This window comes from Bacillus sp. 16GRE42 (assembly GCF_019837435.1).
Classification (GTDB): Bacteria; Bacillota; Bacilli; order Bacillales; family Bacillaceae_G; genus Bacillus_A; species Bacillus_A wiedmannii.
The window spans coordinates 568,896-593,159 of sequence record NZ_JADAXF010000002.1; the positions used below are offsets into that span (position 1 = coordinate 568,896).

A 24,264-nucleotide genomic window follows, 5' to 3' on the forward strand; every position below is an offset into this window, starting at 1 on the left:
TCATTCCCTTCAATTTAAACGCTCAATACGTTTCGCCCCGTATTGATAAACGAAACCGATACTAAATACTATGCTTACGACTAGTAAAATTCCCGTCATCATGAAATTTTTCGTCGCAAAGGCGAATATAACTGTAAATACAACGCTGCCGGTAATAAGGATCGTATTTAATAAGACAAGAAAATCTTTCTTCTTCTCTTCTCCCCCGACGGGATACAAATCAAGCCAAATCTTCATGCGGTGATGCTTCCATAAAGTTAATAGCTGATAACCGATTAAATATAGGAAAATAAGGCTTACGATAAATCGTCCATATAAAAATGGAATGAAGTAAAGAATAACTCCTCCAAGAGCGAGCAAACGCACATATAAACCGAAATAGTTACCAGATCGTAAAAACGTTCTTGTATATAAGTATAAATATGTACGCTTTTCACCAATCATTGAAAGAATGAAATCAAGCCATTTTCTACGTGCTACTCTTTCTTTTAATGCAGGTACATCAACGAACATATTCGCGATGCGGTACAGCAGCATCATCTTCTTACCTTCTTCAGAAATTAAATACTCCCAGTTTAGCGGCTTTCCCTTCACCATTTGATGTAGTACTACAAGGTATAACATCATGAGAAGGACGATTCCGCCAACAAAAATGACGGAAGTACGCTCTACAAGGAAGTATACAAATAATCCGTTTAAAATAAAACGAATGAACCAATCAGCTCTTTGTATATTTTGGTCTGTTAAAAATGATTTTTCCCACGCGACGAATAAGTTCCACGCTTTTACAATGACAAACGCGAGTACAATCCATATGTAAGCAGCTCCTGTTTGCTTCATTTGCTGGAAGTATAACGGGGCAAGCGCTGCCGCTACGATTGCGATTATGTATAACTGAATCATAAACGTAAAGAGAAATGCCTTTGTAAAATAAGGTTTTAACTTTTGTTCAACTGGCAGCAAGTAAACGAGATCCGCTTCTTTTAATAACGTTTGTATCGATCCGGCCGTTAATACGAGTCCAAGCAACACTGCCATAACGAGCGCTGTCGGAAACGACGGTGTTAACGTTTGTAACCATTGCTGGTAATAATACGCTCCTGCGCCGATGATGAATACGAAAATAAATTTCAAATGATCATTAAATACGTATTTACTATATGTACGAACTTCTTTTAGAAAGTGACGAAATCGTTCTTTCCATAATGCTGTGCTATTCATAATCTTCTTCCTTCGTTAATGCAATATAAATATCATCTAGCGTTGCACCTGGCATATTAAAATCGGATTGCAGTTCAGATAATGTCCCCTTCGCTCTTACTTCGCCTTGATGCAGAATAATAAACGAATCACAATAACGCTCTGCCGTCGCTAAAATATGTGTACTCATTAAGATTCCTGCACCGCTCTTTTTCATTTGATCCATCATTTGAAGAAGTGATTGAATCGCTAACGGATCAAGCCCAACGAAAGGTTCGTCCACAATATAAAGAGATGGTTCCACTAAAAACGCACTCATAATCATTACTTTTTGTTTCATCCCTTTTGAGAAATGAGATGGAAACCATTTTAAACGATTTTTCATGCGAAATTCTTGTAATAGTTGCCCTACACGTTCTTCATATTGTTTTTCATCGACACCGTACGCCATCGCTGTTAACTTCAAATGTTCTTCTAGCGTTAGCTCGTCATATAATACCGGTGTTTCTGGGATGAACGAAAAACTAGAACGGTACGCTGTCATATCATCACGAATTGTTTTCCCATTAATTGTGACAGCTCCTTTTTTCGGTTCCATTAAACCGATAATATGTTTAATCGTCGTACTCTTCCCGGCTCCATTTAAACCAATTAAGCCGACAAGTTCGCCTTTATTCACAGAGAACGAAACATCTTTTAGTACAGGTCGTTTCGTATATCCTCCTGTAACATTTTCTACACGCAATAACTCGCTCATACGACACCACTTTCTTCATTAGTATTCATTCTATATTCATCTTACCAAAAATAGCGCTGTACTACATAGTATCGATGCCCTCAAAAAAAATTTAAATTTGTTCGCATATATTTTTACGAAAGCGGACATCATAATTAGTGAAGAAGGAACACATTGAAAAAGCGACCACCAATTGATGAGTACAACAACATAGTGAAGTCATCATGAAATGGGGTGTCCATGTTGGACAAAGAAATTTACACATAACCAGATCATTTGTTTCATTTTAGAAACGGGGTGTCTCCGAAAGAGCATATACTGTTTTAAAAAATAAACAATTTCCTTTTATAAAGATTGCAATTCATTTCACTTGAAAATGGGGTGTCTACGGCAGAAACTTTAGCCGATTTACCGTGCATTTCTTAAATAAATGAGGTGTCTGCGAAACGTAAATTACGATAATGCTTTTTCAATCCCTCTTCAGAAAACAGGAAGCTGACTCAGCTTCCTGTTTTTCGTGTTTGTTCTCTTATATAATTATGGTAAAATACGGCTAAGGCTACTTGAAAGGATGAGATCAATGAACCATACAGCGGACAATTGTATTTTTTGTAAAATTATTGACGGGCAAATCCCTTGCTCAAAAGTATACGAAGATGAACATGTGCTTGCATTTTTAGATATTAGTCAAGTAACAAAAGGACATACTCTTGTTATTCCAAAAGTTCACAAACAAGACATTTTTGCGTTAACGCCAGAAATCGCATCACACATTTTTTCTGTCGTTCCGAAAATCGCAAATGCGATTAAAGCAGAGTTTAATCCAGTTGGCTTCAACCTACTTAACAATAACGGTGAAAAAGCTGGACAAACTGTGTTCCACTTCCACCTTCATTTAATTCCACGCTACGGTGAAAACGATGGTTTCGGTGCTGTTTGGAAATCACATCAAAATGAATACACAATGGAAAATTTACAAAACATCGCAAGTACAATTGCAAATAGTGTGAAATAATGACACTATAATAAGAAGTAATACATAACAAGCCACTTTCCTAAAGTGATTACATATTGCACGGCTTGTTTCTCCATTCAAGATGCCAGGGAATGTGCATTGCACACTTTTCTTTCCCTCGTCTTAAAGATATGCATATTTTTTCACATCATGAATACGAACAAAAAATAAGGAGGTTTCCTTTTATGTCAAAAGCTAAATCCTTTATTACAGGTGTCATTTGCGGCGGAGCAGTTGCTGGATTAGCCGTTCTTTTCTCTACTCCTTCTTCTGGTAAAGCTATGCGCGGTAAGCTGAAAGAAAAAGGAACTGATATTAAAAAGACTTTAGCTGATATTACAGCTGATACAAAATTATTAAAACGTCAAATCGTTGAAACTGCTTCGGAAGGTAAAGAAGTGTTTCAAGAATTAAAAGAAGATATGCAAGACACGCTTTCTAACTGGAAGCAAGATATTTCTCAAAACAAACGACATATTGAGCAAGAAATTTTGGACATTCAAAAATCAATTGAGAAACTACAAGAAGCTGTTCCGGAAAAAGCGTAAACAAATTCCTGCTTAGTTTTTTGCATATAACAAATATTTTTTATATAAATTGACCTTAACACGGCATATCACACAGATATGCCGTGTTTTTATGCATTTACAATATATGTTATCACTTAACATGTAAGGACAACACATGTATTCACGACTCATAAAACGCTTCCATGCTTATGCATGATTTGTATAGAATGTCATTTTTCCGAAAAATTTTCACAATTCTCACAAAAAGACTTTATTAATTTTTACTTTACTGGCATAATAGATAGTAATGAAAAAGAATGTTAAAGTGGGTGAGTAAATGAAAAGTGGAGAAAAAGATTACTCGGTAAAAGAAGCGATGATTTTCAGCCAACGCATTGCTCAATTATCGAAAGCGTTATGGAAATGCGTAGAGAAAGATTGGCAACAGTGGATTAAGCCTTACGATTTAAACATTAATGAGCATCATATTTTGTCAATCGCTTATCATTTAAAAGGGGCTTCTATTTCTGAGATTGCTAAGTTTGGAGTTATGCACGTATCAACGGCGTTTAACTTCTCGAAAAAGCTAGAAGAACGCGGCTATCTTGTGTTCTCGAAAAAAGAAGATGATAAACGAAATACGTACATTGAGATTACAGACAAAGGGGAAGAATTACTACTTCGCTTAATGGAGGAGTATGATCCTGAAAATAACTCTGTATTTAATGGGGCTCTTGCACTTCGTAATTTCTATGGTAAGTTCCCAGAAAATATCGAACTTATCGCTATCTTGCGCAACATTTACGGACAAGACTTCATCGATATTTTTGAGAAATCATTAGAGAATATTGAGGAGAATTTTACGGAATCCGATCAGAAGTTAGTTAAGAAGTAACCTATTTATTTATTCTCAATCATGCTTAAGAATTCATTCATAAGCGGCTTAAATAAACCTTGTTTTGCTAGCGCTTCCGCAGTTTCGTGTACTTCGAGCTGATGTGGAAGCGCTTTTTCAAATTGCTCTAACAGCGCATCGAACAAAAGAAGCCCTTCTGCTTTCTCCACTACATATTGCTCGTTCAGCATTTCACAAAGATGTAGTATACGTTCAACATCTTTTTTGCGAGCTTTTTTCTTTATGATTAAAGAATAAAATGGACACTTTTCTTCATCAATCATTTTAAATAGTAGGTCTACGTAGTATTCAGCTTGTTCTAATCTTCTAACAACGTCCATTTTCTCCCTCACTTTCTAACACAAAGTCTTCTATTTCTGAATTTTATAACACGAACAAAATATCGTATGATACAATATATAAAGTATATGTATTTTAGCCAAAAGGAGGTCTCGCCTCATGACACTTATAACAGTTGTTTTTGTCGCATTCGCACTTCTTGTTATATTTTACACGAATTTTATGACACATACACTGTGTGAACGAAAACAAATAGCTGCGAGCCGCCAACCCGGTGTCTTTCGGGTTATCAATGTATGTATAACAATTTTATTAATTTCTAGTTATATAGAAATTATATTTCATGGAAAGTGAGGAAGGAAGCCCCTTCCTCACTTTTTTCCTCTATAAGCAAATTATACCTACTATAACCAATAAAATAAACAGTACAAGTAATAAAATAAGTTGAGAATTCATCCCCATCCCCTCCTCTTTTCTATATATGCGGCATGCGCCCAATACGGAACACCTTCAAAATCTGACACGTACTGGTTAAATTTTCTTTATCAATATGAAATTGAGTCGAAATATGATATATTAAATTTTGTACATATTGCTTATACTATGAAATAAATGACACGCATCTTAACTTTATCCTCAGCCTCGGTAAGCCCTGTTAAGCGCGCTTTACCAACGAAAAAAGCAAAAGTATCAGTGAGACTTAATCGGGCTCTTATGAACCAAAATTCATTGGTGTAGGATAAATTAAAAATACATAATAGTAGGAGTGTTTATCGAATGAAGAAAGCTATGCTTGCCTTAGCCGCAACAAGTGTAATCGCATTATCAGCATGTGGAACAGGATCATCATCAGACAAAATCGTTACATCTAAAGCTGGTGACATTACAAAAGACGAGTTCTACAATCAAATGAAGACACAAGCTGGTAAACAAGTACTAAACAACATGGTTATGGAAAAAGTACTTATTAAAAACTACAAAGTTGAAGACAAAGAAGTAGACAAAAAGTTCGATGAAATGAAAAAACAATACGGTGATCAATTCGATACACTATTAAAACAACAAGGTATTAAAGAAGAAACTTTAAAAACTGGTGTGCGTGCTCAATTAGCTCAAGAAAAAGCTATCGAGAAAACAATCACTGATAAAGAATTAAAAGATAACTACAAGCCTGAAGTTAAAGCAAGCCACATTCTTGTAAAAGATGAAGCGACTGCGAAAAAAGTTAAAGAGGAACTTGGACAAGGTAAATCTTTCGAAGAGTTAGCGAAACAATACTCTGAAGATACTGGTTCAAAAGAAAAAGGTGGCGACTTAGGATTCATCGAACATGGTAAAATGGTTAAAGAATTCGAAGATGCTACTTATAAACTGAAAAAAGATGAAGTAAGCGAACCTGTAAAAACACAATTCGGTTACCACATCATTAAAGTTACAGACATTAAAGAGCCAGAAAAACCATTCGAGCAATCAAAAGCTGACCTGAAAAAAGAGCTAGTTGCGAAGAAAGCACAAGACGCTGAATTCATGAACGATCTTATGATGAAAGAAATCAAAAAAGCTGACGTAAAAGTTGACGATAAAGATTTAAAAGATCTTTTCAAAGAGCAAAAAGCTGACGATAAGAAAGAAGAAAAGAAATAATGAAGTGAAAAAAGCTTGGGCTTCGGCCCAAGCTTTTTTTGTATGCTCTCTTCTCGTGATACATTACGTGTAGATTGGATAAATGAAATTATATGATTACTTCCCCGATTCTACAGAAAGGTTAACATCTTTTTCGTTTTATGGATCGTGTAAAATCTTAGTTACTTATATATTTACATAATCTTCGTTAACAGAAGTTGATTTTGTCATTCATTTAACTAAAACCATCTTTTATGCATTTCACTTAAAAACATTTCTGTGATTTTAAATCCAGAGCTTTCTCCGATAATAGCGTCAATCCCACAATGCGGACAAACTGCTGTGTTATCATCATCCCACCACTCTGTAATTTTGCCTGGATTGAAAATTTCCAAACAATAAAAACAACCACATACAACATCTTTTTCTAAATGTTTTCTATTACGAGAACAAAAGCGATGCGCTTCCTCAAAATGTTTTTCCATCAGTATCCCCTATTCCTCATTTTCTTTTATGCTTTACTTAAGTTCTCCTCGACAAAATTTCAATTCTTTCTTAAAGAAAAACCAAAAACCTTGATTCCATCACACACAGAACCAAGGTTTATCTTATTATCATTGATTAAATTAAAAAACTATGTTAAATTAGTACAGAAACACGCTTCAGAAAATATATAGAACGTATTTATCCGTATCTTAATTGTACACCAAAACACATCTTCAGTCAACCTCTATTTTTCACTTTTAAAGGAGTGCTTACCGTATGAACAAAAAACTTGATTTAGAGCAAAAACGATTGGATACCGTAATAGAAACGATTACGGCGCAAATTGATAAACTGGAAAACGAAACTGGCAGACGCCGGGCAGAAGTAATCCATATTCGTAAACACTTTTGGGATGACGTAAAAGTGAATACTGATACTTTTGATGATTATCTTGAAACAGTTATCAACTTAAGACAACAAGCTCAGTCACTAGCTGTCACACAAATTACCCATAAGCACACCTTTAATCGACTTGCTGCACTACGACGTATGCATAAAGCACCTTACTTTGGACGAATTGATTTCAAAGAAGAAGGAGAATCTGCTGCGGATCAAATTTATATCGGCGTAGCTACACTTACTGATGCAAGCGGAGAAAACTTCCTTATATATGACTGGCGCGCACCTATTTCGAGTGTGTACTACGATTATCCACCAGGACCGGCTGAATACAGTACACCAGGCGGCGTAATCCACGGTAATGTGGAGAAAAAATTACAATACATTATCCAAAATGGCGAGATTGATTCTATGTTCGATACGAGTCTTACAATTGGCGATGAAATTCTGCAACAAGCGCTCGGAAAAGGTACGAACAAACATATGCAAAGTATCGTTGCTACGATTCAGCGCGAGCAAAATGAAATTATTCGTCACGATGAAGGCCGACTACTTATCGTGCAAGGAGCTGCTGGTAGCGGGAAAACGTCAGCTGCCCTACAACGAATCGCCTACTTACTATATAAATATCGCGAATGGTTAAAAGCGGATCAAATTATTCTCTTCTCCCCTAACTCTATGTTCAACAGCTACGTTTCTAACGTACTACCTGAACTCGGTGAAGAAAATATGCAGCAAGTGACATTCCAAGAATATTTAAACCATAGACTAAGCAAGTCATTTGACGTTGAAGATCCTTATGAACAATTAGAATATATGTTAACTGAAACGGATAGCCCTACCTATAAAACGAGAAATGCGAGCATTCGATTTAAAGCATCCACCCAATTTTTCGAGATGATTCGAGCGTACAGACAATCTCTTGAATCTTCAGGCATGCTATTTAGAGGAATGAAATTTAGAGGAAAGTTAATTGCTTCTGCTAAAGAAATTACAGAGCAGTTTTACAATACTGACTCCTCCCTCCGCTTCCATAATCGAATTGAAAAGTTAACGGATTGGCTAAATAAACAAATAGATGCAATTGAAAAAACAGAACTGAAAAAGCCTTGGGTAGAAGAGGAAATTGAATTACTTAGTAAAGATGAATACCAAAAGGCTTATAAATATTTACAGAAAAAAGGCGAGTTTGACGACAACTCCTTTAATGATTTTGAGAAAGAAACGAAAGTACTTGGACGTATGATTGTCCGTAAAAAATTGAAGCCGCTTCGTAAAGGTGTTCAAACATTGCGCTTCATCAACTTCACAGGCATATATAAACAACTCTTCACAGATGCATCATGGGTTGCTGAGGAAAAACCGAAAGAGTGGGATGACATTTGCTCATTAACAGTAAACATGCTCGATGAAGGAAAGCTATATTATGAGGATGCGACTCCATTCTTACTTTTAAAAGAATTAATTGAAGGCTTCCAAACGAATAGATCGATTAAACATGTACTCGTAGACGAAGCACAAGATTATTCGCCGTTTCAATTTGAGTTTTTAAAACGTCTCTTCCCTGCTGCAAGAATGACTGTACTTGGAGACTTTAACCAAGCGATATTTGCCCATGCGAGTGAAGCAGTGAATTTCAATACACTTACTAGCTTATACGGACCAGATGAAACGAACGGTATCAACTTAACTCGTAGCTATCGCTCAACAAAACCGATTATTGAATTTACACGTGCTCTCGTACCGGAAGGAGAGAACATTCACGCCTTTGAACGTGACGGTGAGAAACCTACAGTGACGAAAGTATCGAATGACAGCGAACTGCACGAACATATTACTGCCAAAGTTGCTGAACTACAAAAAGAGCAGCATAATACGATCGCAATTATATGTAAATCTGCAGCTGAAAGCGCCGCTGCCTACGAAGCACTTAGTCATATCGAGAATATTAAACTCGTGAAAAGTAACTCAGCCGAGTATGAGCAAGGCATTGTCGTGATCCCTGCTTACTTAGCGAAAGGTATCGAATTTGATGCTGTCATTATTTACGATGCTTCTAAAGATGTGTACAGCGATGAGAGCGTTCGTAGATTGTTCTACACTGCTTGTACGCGCGCGATGCATGAACTGCAACTTTATAGCGTTGGCGAGGTTAGTCCTTTTATACTTCGGGCTGATTCGGAGAGTTTTGAGCTTATAACGAAAACACCTTGATAATTATCAAGGTGTTTTTCTCATGCTAAACGACATATCTTTACGTCGATATACACTTAACACGATCCCTATTAAAAGCGCATGGAATACAGTTGGTGTTAATCCATAACTAATAAAAGGCAACGATATAGAAGCAATCGGTAATAAACCTAAAATCATGCCCACGTTATAAATAAACTGGACTACGAAAAGAGTCATTCCTCCAACGAGAAGCAATTTACCATATCGGTCATTTATTTTATAAGATATGATTACTAATCTTGCTACAAAAAGAGAAAGAACGGAAACAAGAATTAGCGCAAGCACATACCCATAATAGTAAGTCAAACTTGCAAACACAAAATCAGTATCCGCAGCAGGGATGAACTTTGTATCTCCAGATGTACCAAACCAACCAGCCGACGACATTACCTCTTTTAAACGTATATACATAAATCCTGCGCCACCTGCATCACTCTCAGGATTTAAATACCCTAAAACTCTATCTAAGTGGTATCCTGAAGACCAGGATACCGATGCCTTAATAATAAATAAACAAATGGGTACAATCGTAATAATCAACGCCGTTTTCTTTCCTAACTTACTCCACCAAAGCATAACGAATACCATTGTCATATAAACAAAAATTGACGAAAGGGTGGATACAATTAAAAATAAATACAAAGAAAATAAATATAAAACCACAAGATGTATAACCTTTAGCCTATTATTATTGAAAAAAGAAGCCCAAGCTAGAAAAAAGAAAGGTACTGCCATTAAACAGTCAACTGCAATTGGACCAATTTTTATTAACGGTTCTCCAATCATTGAAGCGTTTGGAAAACAGTATAGCATTAACAGGACAACTACTCCGATTGTGTAAAACAACAATCCCATTCTCTCTAATTTCCGATAATCAAGTAACATCATCCCAATCGCTGTTATAACACCGAGAATAACAAATATCACCTTATTCATTATTACATCATTCGTATATTCAAAAGCTAAAACTGGCAAAAACCCTAACCCCATAGCAGCCACTAATAAAATAAGTAAGAACCAATCCAACTTTGGCTTATGTAGTTTGTTAAGCTCCTGCCCTAATTTAATCGGACTTCCCATTTGTTCCACAGCTTTATTTTCAGCGACTTCCTCACTTAATCCTTTTTCTATCCATGTGTTCTTCGCCTGTTTTAAGTGAAAGTCTAGTTCAGTTGCTACAAAGCTCTTTGCTTCTTTTGATTTAATATGGTTCGTAACTTCGCTTACAAAACGCTCCCCTTTTTTATTCAATTTCGCCTCACTCCTGTACTAAGCCTTTTAATATAAATTGTACCTTCGTAGCATTTTTCTCTGCCTTTCGCAGCATCTTTCTTCCTTTATCATTTAATTGATAATATTTCGCTCCTTCATGATACCAACTTGATTGAATAAAACGATTCTGTTCTAGACGATGTAATACGGTATATAAAAACCCTTCATTTCCTTCGAATTTTCGAATCCCTCTCCCTCGTAGTAACTGTGACAATTCGTATCCTGTTTTTTCATTACTGAGGAGTTGTAAAATTGCTAAAGAGATGTCCTCTTCCTTTTCGTTTAAAGCATTGATTTTTTCGCGCACCTGCTTTCGATGTTGATCGGAAAAACTCAAATGTTTAAACGTTGTATTCTCCATTGATTTTCGCAGGCCTTTTAATCGATCTTCCATTTGATTACTCCTCCAATCCTTTCTTCAAAAGCTCCTTCGCTTTTTTCAGTCTCGTTTTTATCGTGTTTTCTTTCACGTCTATTACAATGGCAATATCTTTAATTGGTAATTCTTCATAATAAAATAGATAAATGACTTCTCGATATTTTATCGGTAAATTCATTACTGCAGAAGCGAGCTCACGGTCCTCCGCATTTTGAATGACAGTTTGTTCGACACTATCATTTTGAACCCCAATATAAGCCGATTCATCCTCTGTCACGATCACCTTTTTGTTATACCAACTTTTTACATAGTCCTTACATTGATTAATCGCAATTCTCCATAACCACGTTTTCACATTCGACTTCCCTTTGTATGTATGAAGAGATTTATAACATTTCACAAATATATCTTGCGTTACATCCTCAGCAACCTCTTTATTATTCACATATGAATACACAAGCTGTAAGACTTCTTGTCCATACTTATTCATGATTTCATCGATAAGGAGTTCCTTATCTTCTATTTCAAACGCTTCTACCGTTAATTCATCCACACCATTTCCTCCTCCCCATATATTAGACGACGCACCGTATGGAAAAGTTTTATTAATTTATAAAAAAATACGGATGATAGTGTCCGTATCGTTTTTTAACTTTAATTTTTCTTCACTAAGAGTAAACCTTTTATTGTGATACAACACTTTAATCGAGACTTTAGCACATTCATAATAAAACAAAAAACCACCTAAAGGCTCCCCTTCAGGTGGTTCTCTATTTTACGCTAATGCAGCTGCCTGCTCTTGTTGATCTACAGGAATTACAGCGTCTGTTAATGCTTTTTCTAGTTCAGCTGTGTATTTCATTTGCTCTTCTTTGCTCCAGCCTAGTTTCGCAGCCATGTAGTTGATTACTGCTTCTTTCCACTCATATACCCAGTGGATGTTGAAGAATACAGCGCCTCTACGGCGTACGAAGAAGTCAACTGGTTTTGCTGTCATTTCGTAATCCATTGCGTATACAAGTGGGATTAGAACGTCTAGTGGCATGTTGTATTCTTTCGCTTCGTCTTTATGTTTTTTCGCTAAGTCGAACAGTACGTCTACGTTAGAGCCGTAGAATTTCGCGAATTCTTCTGCTTGTGCTTTCGTTAAACCAGATTTCGTACCTTCGTCTGCTTTTTTCGCAACGAATGCTGGGAATCCGTGTGAACCACTTACATGTCCACCAGAGATTGGCATATGTTTCGTGTCGCTCTTCGGATATGCACTATGACCTTCTTTTTGTAATAGGTTTGTTACGTAGTCTACTACCATTTCAGCCATTTTACGGTATCCTGTTAATTTACCACCTGCGATTGTAATTAAGCCAGATTCAGAAGTCCAAATTTCATCTTTACGAGAAATTTCAGATGCATTCTTACCTTCTTCATAAATTAATGGACGTACACCAGCCCAGCTTGATTCTACATCTTTTTCTGTAATTTTTACACTTGGGAACATGTAGTTAATCGCATTAATGATATATGTGCGATCTTCTGTTGTCATGTGCGGTACAGCTGCGTCTTTATCATAGAACGTATCTGTTGTACCTACGTATGTTTTTCCGCCGCGAGGAATCGCGAACACCATACGTTTATCTGGTGTATCGAAGTAAATAGCTTGCCCTAACGGGAAACGTTTTTGGTCAATTACTAAGTGGACACCTTTTGATAACTGAAGTACTTTCCCTTTTTTCGAGTTATCTTTTTCACGAAGTGTATCTACCCAAGGGCCAGCTGCGTTTACAATTTTCTTACCGTACACTTCATATACTTCGCCATCTAGTAAATCGATTACACGTACACCGCATACTTTTCCATCTTTATATAAGAAACCGTCTACTTTTGCGTAGTTAACAGCTTTTGCACCGTGTTCAATTGCTTCTTTCATTACTTCAATTGTAAGACGAGCATCGTCTGTACGATATTCTACGTAGTAACCGCCGCCTTTTAATCCTTCTTTTTTCACAAGAGGCTCTTTGTTTAATGTTTCTTCACGGTTAAACATTTTTCTGCGCTCGCTTCGTTTTACGCCTGCTAAGAAGTCGTATACACGAAGACCAATTGATGTACTGAATGATCCGAACGTACCGCCTGTATGGAACGGAAGTAACATCCACTCTGGTGTTGTTACATGGGGACCGTTCTCATATACGATTGCACGCTCTTTCCCCACCTCTGCTACCATTTTCACTTCAAGTTGTTTTAAATAACGTAGACCACCGTGTACAAGCTTCGTTGAACGACTTGATGTACCTGCTGCAAAGTCCTGCATTTCAAACACAATTGTTGATAACCCGCGTGTTGCTCCATCTAATGCAATACCAGAACCAGTAATACCTCCACCAATTACGATCACATCTAACTCTTGTTTATTTACTCCGTTTAATACGTCTTTACGTTGTTTACTTGAAAATTTCATGGTAATTCCTCCCTTTGATAACGAAAAAAGAGACCACGAACTCCGCTATAGATTTCGCCTCTATAGCGTGTTGTGGTCTCTCCAAATCTCCTACCGAATTATTAACTTGTCACCATTATAACACTGTTTATGATTATTTGAAAGCTTTTGTTGCTTCAATTGCTTTTTTCCATCCAGCATATAACTCTTCGCTTGTTTCCGCTTCCATCGTTGGTTCAAAGCGTTTGTCCATATGCCACTGTTCTTTAATTTCATCTTGGTTTTTCCAATATCCAACTGCAAGACCAGCTAAGTACGCTGCCCCTAAAGCTGTCGTTTCATTGATCACCGGACGCTCTACAGGAACATCTAAAATATCACTTTGGAACTTCATTAAGAAGTTATTTTTAACTGCTCCGCCATCGACGCGTAATGTTTTCAGTTCAATACCTGAATCTGCTTCCATTGCGCATAATACATCTTTCGTTTGGTATGCTAAAGATTCTAGCGTTGCACGAATGAAATGCTCTTTCGTCGTACCGCGCGTTACACCAAACATAGCGCCGCGTACTTCACTATCCCAGTACGGTGTACCTAAACCTACGAATGCTGGTACAACGTATACACCTTCAGTTGATGCAACGCGTGATGCGTATACTTCACTTTCGCTTGCATCTTTAAACATACGCATTCCGTCACGTAACCATTGAATTGCAGAACCTGCTACGAAAATACTTCCTTCTAATGCGTAGTTTACTTTACCATCTATTCCCCATGCAATTGTTGTTAATAGACCATGCTCAGAAGCTACTGCTTTTTCACCTGTGTTCATTAACATGAAGCAACCAGTTCCGTACGTGTTCTTCGCCATACCTTCACCGAAACAAGCTTGTCCAAATAATGCTGCTTGCTGGTCACCGGCTACGCCTGCAATCGGTATATTTTGACCGAAGAAGTGATAGTCGATTGTTTCGCCATAAACTTCAGATGATGGACGTACTTCTGGAAGCATGCTCTTTGGTACTGTTAACATGTCTAGAAGCTCATCATCCCACTGTAAGTCGTGAATATTAAACATTAATGTACGTGATGCATTTGAGTAATCCGTTACGTGCGCTTTTCCACCAGATAGTTTCCATACAAGCCACGTATCAATTGTTCCGAATAATAGATCGCCGTTTTCTGCTTTTTCTCTTGCACCTTCAACGTTATCTAAAATCCATTTTACTTTCGTACCAGAGAAGTATGCGTCAATTAAAAGACCTGTTTTTTCGCGAACCGTTTCGCTATAACCTTTTTCTTTCAACTCATCACAAATTTCAACTGTTTGACGAGATTGCCATACGATTGCGTTGTAAATTGGTTTTCCAGTCGTTTTATCCCAAACAACCGCTGTTTCACGTTGGTTCGTAATACCGATACCAGCGATTTGTTCTGGTTTTACATCAGCTTCGCTTAAGCAAGTTGCGATAACTGCTAAAATAGATCCCCAAATTTCTTGTGCATTATGCTCTACCCAACCTGGCTTTGGAAAATGTTGTGTAAACTCTTTTTGAGCTGAATGAACAATTTCACCTTTTTTATTGAACAGAATTGCGCGTGAGCTAGTTGTTCCTTGGTCTAAAGAAAGAATATATTTTTTCATATCGGTTTCCCCCTATGCTACTTTTCTACTATTTGTATTGCTTTCACTTTTTTTACTTGTCATATAAGAGATTGCTAGTACAATCACAGTTGCAATAATCACATAAATAAGTGCTACATTTTGTTTTCCTTCGAATACAACTTGATGGAATAATCCTGCAAGTGATCCACCTAAAATTGGACCGACTACTGGAATCCATGCATACTTCCAGTTTGAACCGCCTTTTCCTGCAATCGGAAGGAAGAAGTGTGCGATACGCGGACCTAAATCACGAGCCGGGTTAATCGCGTATCCTGTTGTTCCACCTAATGATAAACCAATACTTACGATTAAGAAACCTACGATAAATGGATTTAAACCATCTGCAAATTTATTTGCTCCAATTGCTAATATACCAAATACTAAAACGAATGTTCCAATCATTTCACTCACAAGGTTTGTAAATGTGTTCGGAATTGCTGGACCTGTTGCAAATACACCTAATTTTGTTCCTGGATCTTCTGTTTCTTTCCAGTGTGGTAAGTAATGTAAATATACAAGAACTGCCCCGATAATTGCCCCAATCATTTGTGCTGCGATATAACCTGGTACGTCACTCCATGGGAACGCTCCCTTAAATGCTAGTCCTATCGTTAAAGCTGGATTCAAATGTGCCCCACTAATTGATCCAACCGCGTACGCTGCAACTGCTACCGCTAAGCCCCAGCCCATTGTAATGACAATCCAACCTGAATCTTTTGCAAACGACTTCTTTAAACTTACACCAGCGCAAACGCCGCCACCAAGTAAGATTAACAATGCAGTCCCTATTAACTCCCCTAAAAATGCTGACATAAAATCCCTCCACAATCAATTTAAATGCGTTCAAATGTGATAGAGGTAAAATGAATGGCCATTCGTTTTTTCAAAAGAAAAAGATCCACAGCTTACATGCTTCTATATAATATATAGAAACAATAAAATGTGGATCTCTTCTTTTCTCCGTCACGTTTATTAACTTGTCTATAATGTTAACCTTTCATGAAAGCGGTGTCAACAGAATTTTTTCACATTTTCGTCACTTTTTTTGGTAATGTTTCCATAGTTCTTTTTTTGATGTCGTAATTGCTGTCGCACCAGCATTTAAAGCTCTTTCAACATCTTCCACAGTACGAATGAAACCACCCGCTAAAATCGGGACACCAGTACGCTCTTTCACTTCAGCAATCACATCCGTTAGCGCACCAGGAAGCACCTCTATATAATCCGGCTTCGTCTTTTCTAGCAAATTACAGCTCTTTTCCATCGCGCTAGAATCAATTAAAAAGATGCGCTGAATAGAGACGACACCCTTTTGCTTCGCCTTCATAATCACGCTCGCCTTTGTCGAAAGTAACCCGTACGGTTTATATTCTTGGCATAAAAACTCCGTCGCATGCCCATCACTTTGTAATCCATGGATCAAATCAACATGTAAAAACACCTTTTTACTATGCTGCTTCGCAAGTGACACAACACTCTTCAATTGACCAACATGAATATCTAAAATAACAATATACTCATACGAACTATGTAATAGCTTTTCCAAATCTTTAATTTGCCTCACTGCCGGCAAAATCTTCTGTTCATGAAATTCCATTCTAAATGTCCCCTTCTTTATGTCATCCTATCCTTTATAGTACACAATTTGAGTAGAAAGAACAGCTAGTGCGGTGGAATTATTTCCTCTATCTATATATTTTCTTCAACTTATCAGAAGCCGTGCCACCTATAACCATTAGTATGAGGGGTAAAAAATTCATTACATATGGTGCATCTGCTACAAGTGTAATGCTTGCTCCGGCAAACTTATTTAACATCCATACAACGATTTTTGTAATAAACAAAAATACGCCCATCATAAATAAACTATCGAAAAACACCTTCCATTTTGGATGCGCTAATTGCTTACTATCTTCGATTACTTTTTGCGTCAACTCTTCGTCACTCCTTAATAATTCATCAATCGTAATACCGAACAGATCGCTTAAATGAATAATAATTTCAATGCTCGGATAGTTCTTTCCCGTCTCCCATTTCGAAACAGACTGCCTACTTACATGAATTTTTTCAGCCAAATCATTTTGCGACCAATTTCGTTTCTCTCGTTCTTGTTTTAAACGTTCACTAAAAATCATACTGTGTTTATCACCTCTCTACGTCTAGTATGGTCAAATAACTGATGAAGAGTAAAGCGAGTTGTCGTTGCGTTAGCTGTGCAACTTTTACGTTACAGGTTGTAATGGCGCTATGTAGTGTGTATATTTCATATGATATGCTCCTATAATAATTTCCCGAACAATAATATAACGAACAGATACTAGCTAAGACTAGATTAAGCATAAAAAATACGCCATCCTTTCTTATCATTCTCCAGAAAGAATAACGTACAGTTTCATTTTTAAACATTTTCATCACAAAGAAAAGAAGCTAACCATAAACTGTTAACTTCTCAGCTGAAAATAAAATATTATCTTTCCTTATCTTCTAATATCTAGGTTGTGATTGAATATTTGTAAGATGAACATCAAACATATCAATGATTTCAAGAAATCTATCAGCTTCACGGAAAACATGGTCTGCTAATAACGGATGAATGATACTCTTTATTTTACATTGCTCAATTAAATCACGCGCTGTTTTCTTAAAATTCCGAAGAGATGTAACCGACACACGATTTTGATCTAAAAATTGATCTAAAAGAGGGACTGTTTGGGATTGTGGCTTCATAGATTCTAAGTCAATTGCTTGATACATCAATTCATCAAAATCATTACTAAAATTCCGAGCTGTATCTACAAGCTTTCTTTCCGATGGATCAAGAAGATGACCAATAAATTTAGCGTGATCTGCCATAATCCTTAAAAAGAAAACATTTTCTTTAATAATAGCATCAGGAAGAGCATCTAATTTCCCTTCATTTAATTGTATTAAACGTTTTCTAAAATAATCAGCTTCCCTACTTGTATGGTCAACTAACAGTGGAAAGTTATTTTGTCCTGGCAATTTACACGTGAGAATTAACCCTAAAATTTTTCGTTTAAATCCCCAAATATTAGTTGCGGCTTGTTGTACTTCTGAATTAAATCTTTTTATTTGCTCAGGATCTGTTTCATTTGTATAGGAATGCGCTATTTGTTCGATATGTTCAAACAATCGATAAAATTGATTAGCCTCTTCGATTAGTTGCGTATCCTCACATCTAAACCCTAAGCGAAGAAAAAAAGAATGCTCCTTCATGATTCTAGACCAAAAACGAATTTCATTTAATGAACGCTCAACAAACATTACAGATGTAACACCTGTATCAGGATGTAATGTTGTTTCATCCCCATGCATTGTTAATCCCCCCTGTAGATACTGCGCTATTTCCATTCTTATGAGTGAACATATATATAAATACCATCAATAAAAGTTCATGATGAATATCATATACATGTAGAATTAAGCTTATATAAGCTTAGCTTGATGAACATATACTGCTCCAAAAAAAGAAAAAAGGCTACCACCTAGATGTAAAGTTCTCCTAGTTGGTAGCCTTTCAAAATGTCTATTAAAGCAATACCGAATCTTTATCACTATCCTGATTCCGTTTCTCTCGCTCTTCTTCTAAACGCTTCATATACACTTCGCCTTCTTTTTCGATAAACTCATTATCCATCTCTTGCTCTTTTTTTGAAGTATATAAAACCATGTAGCCACTTAATACGATCCCGACGATTACAAGATACACCCACCATGGTAAAGTTTCCACTGTACTTCATTCCTTTCCTTAGACAAGCCTTATTAGTTTCACTGTATGAGGAAAGAAGTGGATTTATGCTTAAAATTTATTGCGGATTCTTCGCGAAGAACGCTTGTACATATTCCATAAACTCTATTGGTTCCTGACGAAACGGTGCGTGGTATCCTTTTTCAATGATATGAAACGTACTATTTGCAAATAGCTCATGATACAGTTCACCATTTTTCCAAGAAACGCTCTTATCGTGTCGTCCCCATATAATTAAAGTCGGCACCTTAATTTTATCGGCTTCCATCGCAATGCGGCGCTCTCTCATTTTCGTCAGTTGATCATAATGCTCTTTATCATCGCGACTATTTTTCACTGCATTTTTATTATAATCTGTAATCTCTGTTACAGTTTGTAAGTCCGTTGATAGCGGTGGCACTTCATAGCTTTCTTTTTGCTGGAAAGACTCTATCCCTGTAGAATCCGCTAAAACGAGATGCGTTACTGCATCCGGATATAAATACGCTAAATTTAGAGACATCTCTCCGCCCATCGAATGACCCAGTACTGCGAATTGATCGTATCCGAGTTTCTTCATTAACTTATAATATAAATTCACTTGCGCAGGAAACGAATACTGAAAATCAACCGGCTTCGAAGAACGTCCAAATCCTAAAATATCAACCGCGATAATCGTATGGTCCTTTACAAGTTCCGGATAAATATCACTAAACCCATCTGAAGAACCACCAAACCCGTGAAGCATAAGTAAAGGCGGCTTCCCCTCACCAATTTGCTTAAAGTAAATCGTCTGCCCATCAATTTGCGCCATACTCTCTTTCGTATGCAGCTTCATCACAACAGTATTTTTCACTTCTCCAACCTTCGCAATCGGCTTATCAACGAAGTTACATACAATTAACAAAACGAGCACAATACCGCTAATGAAATAAAATTTAAACCGTTTCAAAATTCCCGTCTCCTTTCTCAAGTTGCTACTTAAAGTTTTTACATTATTTGGTTGTTTTATGATTATTTTTAACTGTAACCACGATAGTTACAATTATACTAAAAAAATATTACTCATTGCCATTAGTGATGGTTACTTTGTAACTATTATAGTTACATATTTAAAGTAAGTCAATTCTTTTTACGACCAAAAAGAAAAGGGACCTCGTTATGAGGTCCCTTCACTTTATTATTTAATTTAAAAATGGTCAGCGTGTGAGTCTTGCTTGCTAATACCGCCACCGTCACCTTTATTGAAGTTGGCCGGTGCTCCTCCATCGCCTCTATTATCTGCTGGTGCTCCACCTGTCTCTCCAATGTTAACGTAGTCTGGTCTTGCTGGTGCTGGAACATCACCGTGCTCCGCTTGTTGTACAAAAGAACTATTTAAACCGACAGATACAATACCAACTAACACTATACTAGTTACAGCCATACCTATTTTTTTAAACATTATTTTAATGCTCCTCTCTCTATCTTCTTCTCTTTTGCCTGTAATGCTTTGTAAAAATAATCACTTGCTTTCATGTAATTAGCATCCTCACGAAACTTTATTGCAAGTTTTTCCACATATTCCTGAGTGTAACTATATAAAGATTCTTTATCAAAATAAGTAATTCCTTTAAGGATAATCTGCTCTAATTCTTTAATAGGAACATTACCATTTACTGCTTTTAAAATACTAAAATGATGTATATACTCTTCATTTTCTAACTCCATACAAATATTTAATCCTCTATCAATTAATTCTTCAGCAATGTTTGTTTCTCCCAGTTTAAAATGTTCCCTAGCTTGTAGGAAAATCGCTTTGAAATGTGCTGGGAATTTCTCTGTTACTTCCGAAAGATGTCGAATAGCTAGTGCAGAAAGGTTTTGACTTGCGTATAGCCATCCTAAATTATGACGTACCCTTAAAAGCAATATAGCGTTATCCTGTTTTTGTAGAATATCTATCGCTGAATTTAGACACTCTTCTGCTTGTTCATATTGCTTTATTTGTATGGCAGTTAGTCCTAAAAGATTTTGAGATAAAGCAATATTCATATCTTGTCCTGATTGTTTTGAAAAAATTTCTTTAGCTTTATTTACATATTTCATTGTATTCATTGGTTGCCTTGTATTGTAGAAAAATGCAGAAAGACGATAACAGAATTCCCCATATTCTAATTCATCAGGAATATATTTTATTAGTGTTTTGGCCTTCTCATAACATCTACTTGCATCATTGTAATTTGATATTAGAGTTGCATGCATTGCCTTAAAAAAATAATAGTAATATGACAAACGATTTTCAGACGTTTTATAAATTTCATCAATTTTATCAAAACTATTTTTAGTAATTTGTAAGCCATCCGCCAGCACTTTATATCTAAAATCTAATAAAGAGTAATATAGCCATAAACCCCCATCCTCTTTTACATTAGAAAATTCACTCTCAATATCTTCCTTCATTTCCCTAGCTTTCTCTATATCTTGCTGCAACATTACACGATACCAATCATCTAAAGGATGTTTCATTTGCTCCCGTGTTACTACATCTGCTCCCATACACTCGCATCCCCTTTTCTCCAAACTTACAAAATTAGGATATTTATACAATTATTCAAATTGTATATCACCACCTCTTTTCTATGTATTGAAAAATAATTGTCAGAAAATTTATAATTTAAATGAATTATACCAAATATTTCTATTTATAAAATTCGAGAAACATTTTTCAGAAAATTTTATAGCCCAAATAAAAAAGCAAGCAGTTCCAGCGATCCGCTAAAACTACTTGCTCTCCTACTTATTATTTCTATTTTACTCTTTAATAAATTCCTTCGTACTTCTTACTGTATCAATTGGACGAACTAATTTTTCAATTTCTTCACGCTTTGGCTCTAGGAACGGAGGTAATGATAACTTTTCGCCAAGTGTTTCGTATGGCTCATCCCCCATAAATCCTGGGCCGTCTGTTGCAAATTCAAATAAAATTTGTGGTGCTACTCTTGCGTATAATGACTCGAAGAAGTGACGATCTACATATCCAGATGACGGAAGTTGGGCGCTACCGATTCTCTCAATCCACTCTTCTAATACAGCGCGATCTTCTACGCGGAATGCAGCATGGTGCACTGTACCAAAGCCTTGTTGTGCTTCCGGAAGAACCGTATTATGTTCTACAATGACAGAAGCACCGTTTCCGCCTTCGTTTACTTCAAATAAATAGAATTCTCCTTCTTGCGCAATCTCTTTAAATAATAGAACTTTTTCTAACACTTCTTTGAAGAAACTAAAGTTTGCGATACGAATAAATACAGGGCCTAAGCCAGTAATTGCATATTCTAATGGAACTGGACCGTTTTGCCATGGTGTACCTGATTCGATCCCTTTATCTAATTCATCAGAGATTAATTGATAGTGTTGATCATCGAAATCAACGAAAGAAAGAGTTTTCTTACCAAATTGCTCTTTAATGCCTGTATGTTCTACTTCAAGACGGTCAAAGCGTTTTACCCAATATGCTAACGCTGCATCAGTTGGCACTCGGAATGAAGTTTTTGAAATTTCATTTGTACCGTGTACTCCTTTTGGAATACCTGGGAAGTCAAAGAATGTCATATCTGTTCCTGCACTACCTTTATCATCTGCAAAGAATAAATGATACGTTTGAATATCATCTTGGTTTACTGTTTTTTTAACTAAACGCATTCCTAAAACGTGAGTGAAAAACTCATAGTTCTTTTCTGCACTACTTGTAATTGCTGTAACGTGGTGAATTCCTTTTAATTGGTTCATTTTATATTCCTCCAATGGTTTTTAATTTTATATTTTCTCTTCAATAGGTGCTAATTTCGCTTCAATTTCTGCTCGCTGATCTTCTAAGAACGGTGGTAAATCAAGTTTTCCTCCTAAATGTTCTACATCTCCATCAACTGTAAATCCTGGTCCATCTGTCGCAATTTCAAATAGGATTCCGTTTGATTCGCGGAAGTATAAGCTTTTAAAATAGAAACGATCGATAATGCCAGAAGAATGGAAACCTTTTTGTATCACCTGTTCTTCCCAATAAGCTAGCTCTGCATCGTTTTTTACACGAATTGCTAAATGGTGAATGCTACCGCGGCCCGGCTTTTCAGTAGGACCATCTAAATATTTCACAACGATTTCTCCGAAGGCTTCTCCTTTAATAGACTGGAAAACCGCTTCTTCATCGCTTCGGCTAACTTCTGTATAACCAAATATATCTGTTAATGTATTCGCCAGTTTATCAAGTCTACGCACTGTCATTTCCACAGAACCCATTCCTTGAATTTGATGCTGTGCAGGAACTTCGGATTTCTCCCACGTTTCCCAGTGCTCTACTTTTTCTCCGTTTGAAACGAGTAGTACGAGACGAAGACCTTCCGCATCCTCAAATTGCAAAGCAGGACGATTTGCATATGTTGTCATTTCACTATGTTTCACATCAAACTTCTCAAATCGTTCTTTCCAGTAACGTAAACTTTCCTCTGAAGGAACGAGTAATCCAATTCGAGTAATTGCATTCGTACCACGATACGTTTTTCCTACTAAAGGTATTTCAAAAAATGATAATTCTGTACCTGGACTTCCTGTTCTATCTCCGTAAAATAAGTGATACATGGATGGATCATCTTGGTTTACCGTCATTTTCACACGGCGTAAACCAAGTACGTTTTTATAAAAATGGTTATTCTCACTTCCGTTTTTTGTAACCATTGAAATGTGATGATGCCCTTTAATTTCATACATTGATAATTCCTCCGTTTCATTTTACTAGTCAAGTGATAACTAAAAAATAATATGCTTCTTAGCTTTTCAATTTATTCTCATTATGTTTTTGTAAATTCATCTTAGTTTTTACTGAATAAGTTACTTCGTTTTTTTTAATCAAAAGCAACTGAGTGTATGTTTTTCATATGACTCAATCGCTTTCGTTACTATCACTTTACAACTCAAGTGATTAAAAAGCAAGAGAATAATCTCGAATTTGAGATATTTTTTTATTGCATAAAATTTCGGACTAAAAACACAAGAAATTCTTGGTTTGGAGACATTATAAAATTCATAAGTTGATGGATGTAGGATATCGCCAGCATTCAAAAAACACGCTAAGAGTATGCAAGGTTTTTTACAGTTTTTCAGCTAATTCAGTAACAAACAGAAATCTTAAAATCCCCTTCAGGATAGAAATGTATAAAAAAATGTATAGATTCATAGAGCAGAAAAAGAGGGTTCCCTTGTGAGAGCAGGCTTCTCCTTTTTCCTTGCTACCGATAATGAGACGTTATGTTAACCTCATATGTATAGAATATACAGTTAACTAAAAATGAAAAGTTTACATTTGAAAATGAACAATAAAAAACAGTA

26 protein-coding genes are annotated in these 24,264 nt (G+C 36.4%); 6 read left to right on the plus strand and 20 right to left on the minus strand.

Annotation, left to right across the window (positions count from 1 at the left end):
- Positions 1-9: 9 nt before the first annotated feature.
- Positions 10-1,221, minus strand: a complete 1,212-nt coding sequence (gene ecsB, locus ILS93_RS15245) for an ABC transporter permease EcsB (protein WP_088047881.1) — start codon at positions 1,219-1,221, stop codon at positions 10-12.
- Entirely contained in the window at positions 1,214-1,957 is a 744-nt protein-coding gene (gene ecsA / locus ILS93_RS15250) for an ABC transporter ATP-binding protein EcsA (RefSeq protein WP_064473822.1), read from the minus strand. Before ecsA ends, ecsB begins: the two co-directional genes overlap by 8 nt.
- Before the next feature lie 559 nt (positions 1,958-2,516).
- On the opposite strand from ecsA, the gene ILS93_RS15255 reads away from it, so the two are divergent.
- The 3 genes from ILS93_RS15255 to ILS93_RS15265 all read left to right on the plus strand — a co-directional run bounded on the left by ILS93_RS15255 (position 2,517) and on the right by ILS93_RS15265 (position 4,355).
- Entirely contained in the window at positions 2,517-2,951 is a 435-nt protein-coding gene (locus tag ILS93_RS15255) for an HIT family protein (protein ID WP_001016840.1), read from the plus strand.
- Positions 2,952-3,136: 185 nt separating this feature from the next.
- Positions 3,137-3,499 carry a YtxH domain-containing protein gene (locus ILS93_RS15260; protein WP_000030297.1) on the plus strand — a complete coding sequence of 121 codons (363 nt, stop codon included), beginning with the start codon at positions 3,137-3,139 and terminating at the stop codon, positions 3,497-3,499.
- 298 nt (positions 3,500-3,797) lie between these two features.
- Positions 3,798-4,355, plus strand: a complete 558-nt coding sequence (locus ILS93_RS15265) for an HTH-type transcriptional regulator Hpr (RefSeq protein WP_000834920.1) — start codon at positions 3,798-3,800, stop codon at positions 4,353-4,355.
- Between the two features lie 5 nt (positions 4,356-4,360).
- Here ILS93_RS15265 and ILS93_RS15270 read toward each other — a convergent pair whose 3' ends face one another.
- Complete coding sequence (locus tag ILS93_RS15270) at positions 4,361-4,696, minus strand: DUF1878 family protein (RefSeq protein WP_064473821.1); 336 nt, start codon at positions 4,694-4,696, stop codon at positions 4,361-4,363.
- 118 nt (positions 4,697-4,814) lie between these two features.
- On the opposite strand from ILS93_RS15270, the gene ILS93_RS15275 reads away from it, so the two are divergent.
- Positions 4,815-5,009, plus strand: coding sequence for a hypothetical protein (locus ILS93_RS15275; RefSeq protein ID WP_000172690.1), 195 nt, complete (start codon positions 4,815-4,817; stop codon positions 5,007-5,009).
- Positions 5,010-5,039: 30 nt separating this feature from the next.
- Here the strand turns inward: ILS93_RS15275 and ILS93_RS28960 are convergent, their stop codons facing one another.
- Positions 5,040-5,153 carry a hypothetical protein gene (locus tag ILS93_RS28960; RefSeq protein ID WP_002007073.1) on the minus strand — a complete coding sequence of 38 codons (114 nt, stop codon included), beginning with the start codon at positions 5,151-5,153 and terminating at the stop codon, positions 5,040-5,042.
- 279 nt (positions 5,154-5,432) lie between these two features.
- Here ILS93_RS28960 and prsA point away from each other — a divergent pair, with 279 nt between their 5' ends.
- Positions 5,433-6,299: a peptidylprolyl isomerase PrsA gene (prsA, locus tag ILS93_RS15280; RefSeq protein WP_064473820.1), complete on the plus strand. Its 867-nt coding sequence runs from the start codon at positions 5,433-5,435 to the stop codon at positions 6,297-6,299.
- Positions 6,300-6,517: 218 nt separating this feature from the next.
- Here prsA and ILS93_RS15285 read toward each other — a convergent pair whose 3' ends face one another.
- On the minus strand, positions 6,518-6,763 hold the full coding sequence (locus tag ILS93_RS15285; protein WP_064473819.1) for a hypothetical protein: 246 nt from the start codon (positions 6,761-6,763) through the stop codon (positions 6,518-6,520).
- A gap of 277 nt (positions 6,764-7,040) precedes the next feature.
- Between ILS93_RS15285 and helD the strand changes: the two genes are divergently transcribed.
- A complete protein-coding gene (gene helD, locus ILS93_RS15290; RefSeq protein WP_064473818.1) occupies positions 7,041-9,377 on the plus strand; it encodes an RNA polymerase recycling motor HelD in 2,337 nt (778 codons plus the stop codon).
- Between the two features lie 6 nt (positions 9,378-9,383).
- On the opposite strand, the gene ILS93_RS15295 is transcribed toward helD, so the two are convergent.
- From ILS93_RS15295 to ILS93_RS15365, 15 genes are all read right to left on the minus strand, one after another.
- The gene (locus ILS93_RS15295) at positions 9,384-10,649 is read right to left on the minus strand and encodes an FtsW/RodA/SpoVE family cell cycle protein (protein ID WP_222660804.1); all 1,266 of its coding nucleotides are present in this window, start codon (positions 10,647-10,649) and stop codon (positions 9,384-9,386) included.
- Positions 10,650-10,656: 7 nt separating this feature from the next.
- Positions 10,657-11,064 carry a PadR family transcriptional regulator gene (locus tag ILS93_RS15300; protein WP_064473816.1) on the minus strand — a complete coding sequence of 136 codons (408 nt, stop codon included), beginning with the start codon at positions 11,062-11,064 and terminating at the stop codon, positions 10,657-10,659.
- Positions 11,065-11,068: 4 nt separating this feature from the next.
- Positions 11,069-11,602: a sigma-70 family RNA polymerase sigma factor gene (locus ILS93_RS15305; protein ID WP_064473815.1), complete on the minus strand. Its 534-nt coding sequence runs from the start codon at positions 11,600-11,602 to the stop codon at positions 11,069-11,071.
- A gap of 222 nt (positions 11,603-11,824) precedes the next feature.
- On the minus strand, positions 11,825-13,507 hold the full coding sequence (glpD, locus tag ILS93_RS15310) for an aerobic glycerol-3-phosphate dehydrogenase (protein WP_064473814.1): 1,683 nt from the start codon (positions 13,505-13,507) through the stop codon (positions 11,825-11,827).
- A gap of 133 nt (positions 13,508-13,640) precedes the next feature.
- Positions 13,641-15,131 (minus strand): glycerol kinase GlpK, encoded by a 1,491-nt coding sequence (gene glpK / locus ILS93_RS15315; RefSeq protein WP_064473813.1) that lies wholly within the window; start codon positions 15,129-15,131, stop codon positions 13,641-13,643.
- A gap of 12 nt (positions 15,132-15,143) precedes the next feature.
- Positions 15,144-15,965, minus strand: a complete 822-nt coding sequence (gene glpF, locus ILS93_RS15320; protein ID WP_222660806.1) for a glycerol uptake facilitator protein GlpF — start codon at positions 15,963-15,965, stop codon at positions 15,144-15,146.
- A 223-nt stretch (positions 15,966-16,188) separates the two neighbouring features.
- Positions 16,189-16,749, minus strand: a complete 561-nt coding sequence (glpP, locus tag ILS93_RS15325; protein WP_000394295.1) for a glycerol uptake operon antiterminator GlpP — start codon at positions 16,747-16,749, stop codon at positions 16,189-16,191.
- A gap of 88 nt (positions 16,750-16,837) precedes the next feature.
- A complete protein-coding gene (locus ILS93_RS15330) occupies positions 16,838-17,287 on the minus strand; it encodes a helix-turn-helix domain-containing protein (RefSeq protein WP_120342096.1) in 450 nt (149 codons plus the stop codon).
- A 349-nt stretch (positions 17,288-17,636) separates the two neighbouring features.
- Positions 17,637-18,488 (minus strand): DUF2935 domain-containing protein, encoded by an 852-nt coding sequence (locus ILS93_RS15335; RefSeq protein ID WP_064473810.1) that lies wholly within the window; start codon positions 18,486-18,488, stop codon positions 17,637-17,639.
- Between the two features lie 214 nt (positions 18,489-18,702).
- Complete coding sequence (locus tag ILS93_RS15340; RefSeq protein ID WP_000449229.1) at positions 18,703-18,903, minus strand: sporulation YhaL family protein; 201 nt, start codon at positions 18,901-18,903, stop codon at positions 18,703-18,705.
- 76 nt (positions 18,904-18,979) lie between these two features.
- Complete coding sequence (locus ILS93_RS15345; protein ID WP_064473809.1) at positions 18,980-19,852, minus strand: alpha/beta fold hydrolase; 873 nt, start codon at positions 19,850-19,852, stop codon at positions 18,980-18,982.
- Positions 19,853-20,089: 237 nt separating this feature from the next.
- On the minus strand, positions 20,090-20,344 hold the full coding sequence (locus ILS93_RS15350) for a Phr family secreted Rap phosphatase inhibitor (protein ID WP_064473808.1): 255 nt from the start codon (positions 20,342-20,344) through the stop codon (positions 20,090-20,092).
- Positions 20,344-21,438 carry a response regulator aspartate phosphatase gene (locus ILS93_RS15355; RefSeq protein ID WP_222660808.1) on the minus strand — a complete coding sequence of 365 codons (1,095 nt, stop codon included), beginning with the start codon at positions 21,436-21,438 and terminating at the stop codon, positions 20,344-20,346. Before ILS93_RS15355 ends, ILS93_RS15350 begins: the two co-directional genes overlap by 1 nt.
- 255 nt (positions 21,439-21,693) lie before the next feature.
- The gene (locus ILS93_RS15360) at positions 21,694-22,671 is read right to left on the minus strand and encodes a ring-cleaving dioxygenase (RefSeq protein ID WP_064473806.1); all 978 of its coding nucleotides are present in this window, start codon (positions 22,669-22,671) and stop codon (positions 21,694-21,696) included.
- Between the two features lie 27 nt (positions 22,672-22,698).
- Positions 22,699-23,646 (minus strand): ring-cleaving dioxygenase, encoded by a 948-nt coding sequence (locus ILS93_RS15365; RefSeq protein WP_222660810.1) that lies wholly within the window; start codon positions 23,644-23,646, stop codon positions 22,699-22,701.
- Between the last annotated feature and the right edge of the window lie 618 nt (positions 23,647-24,264).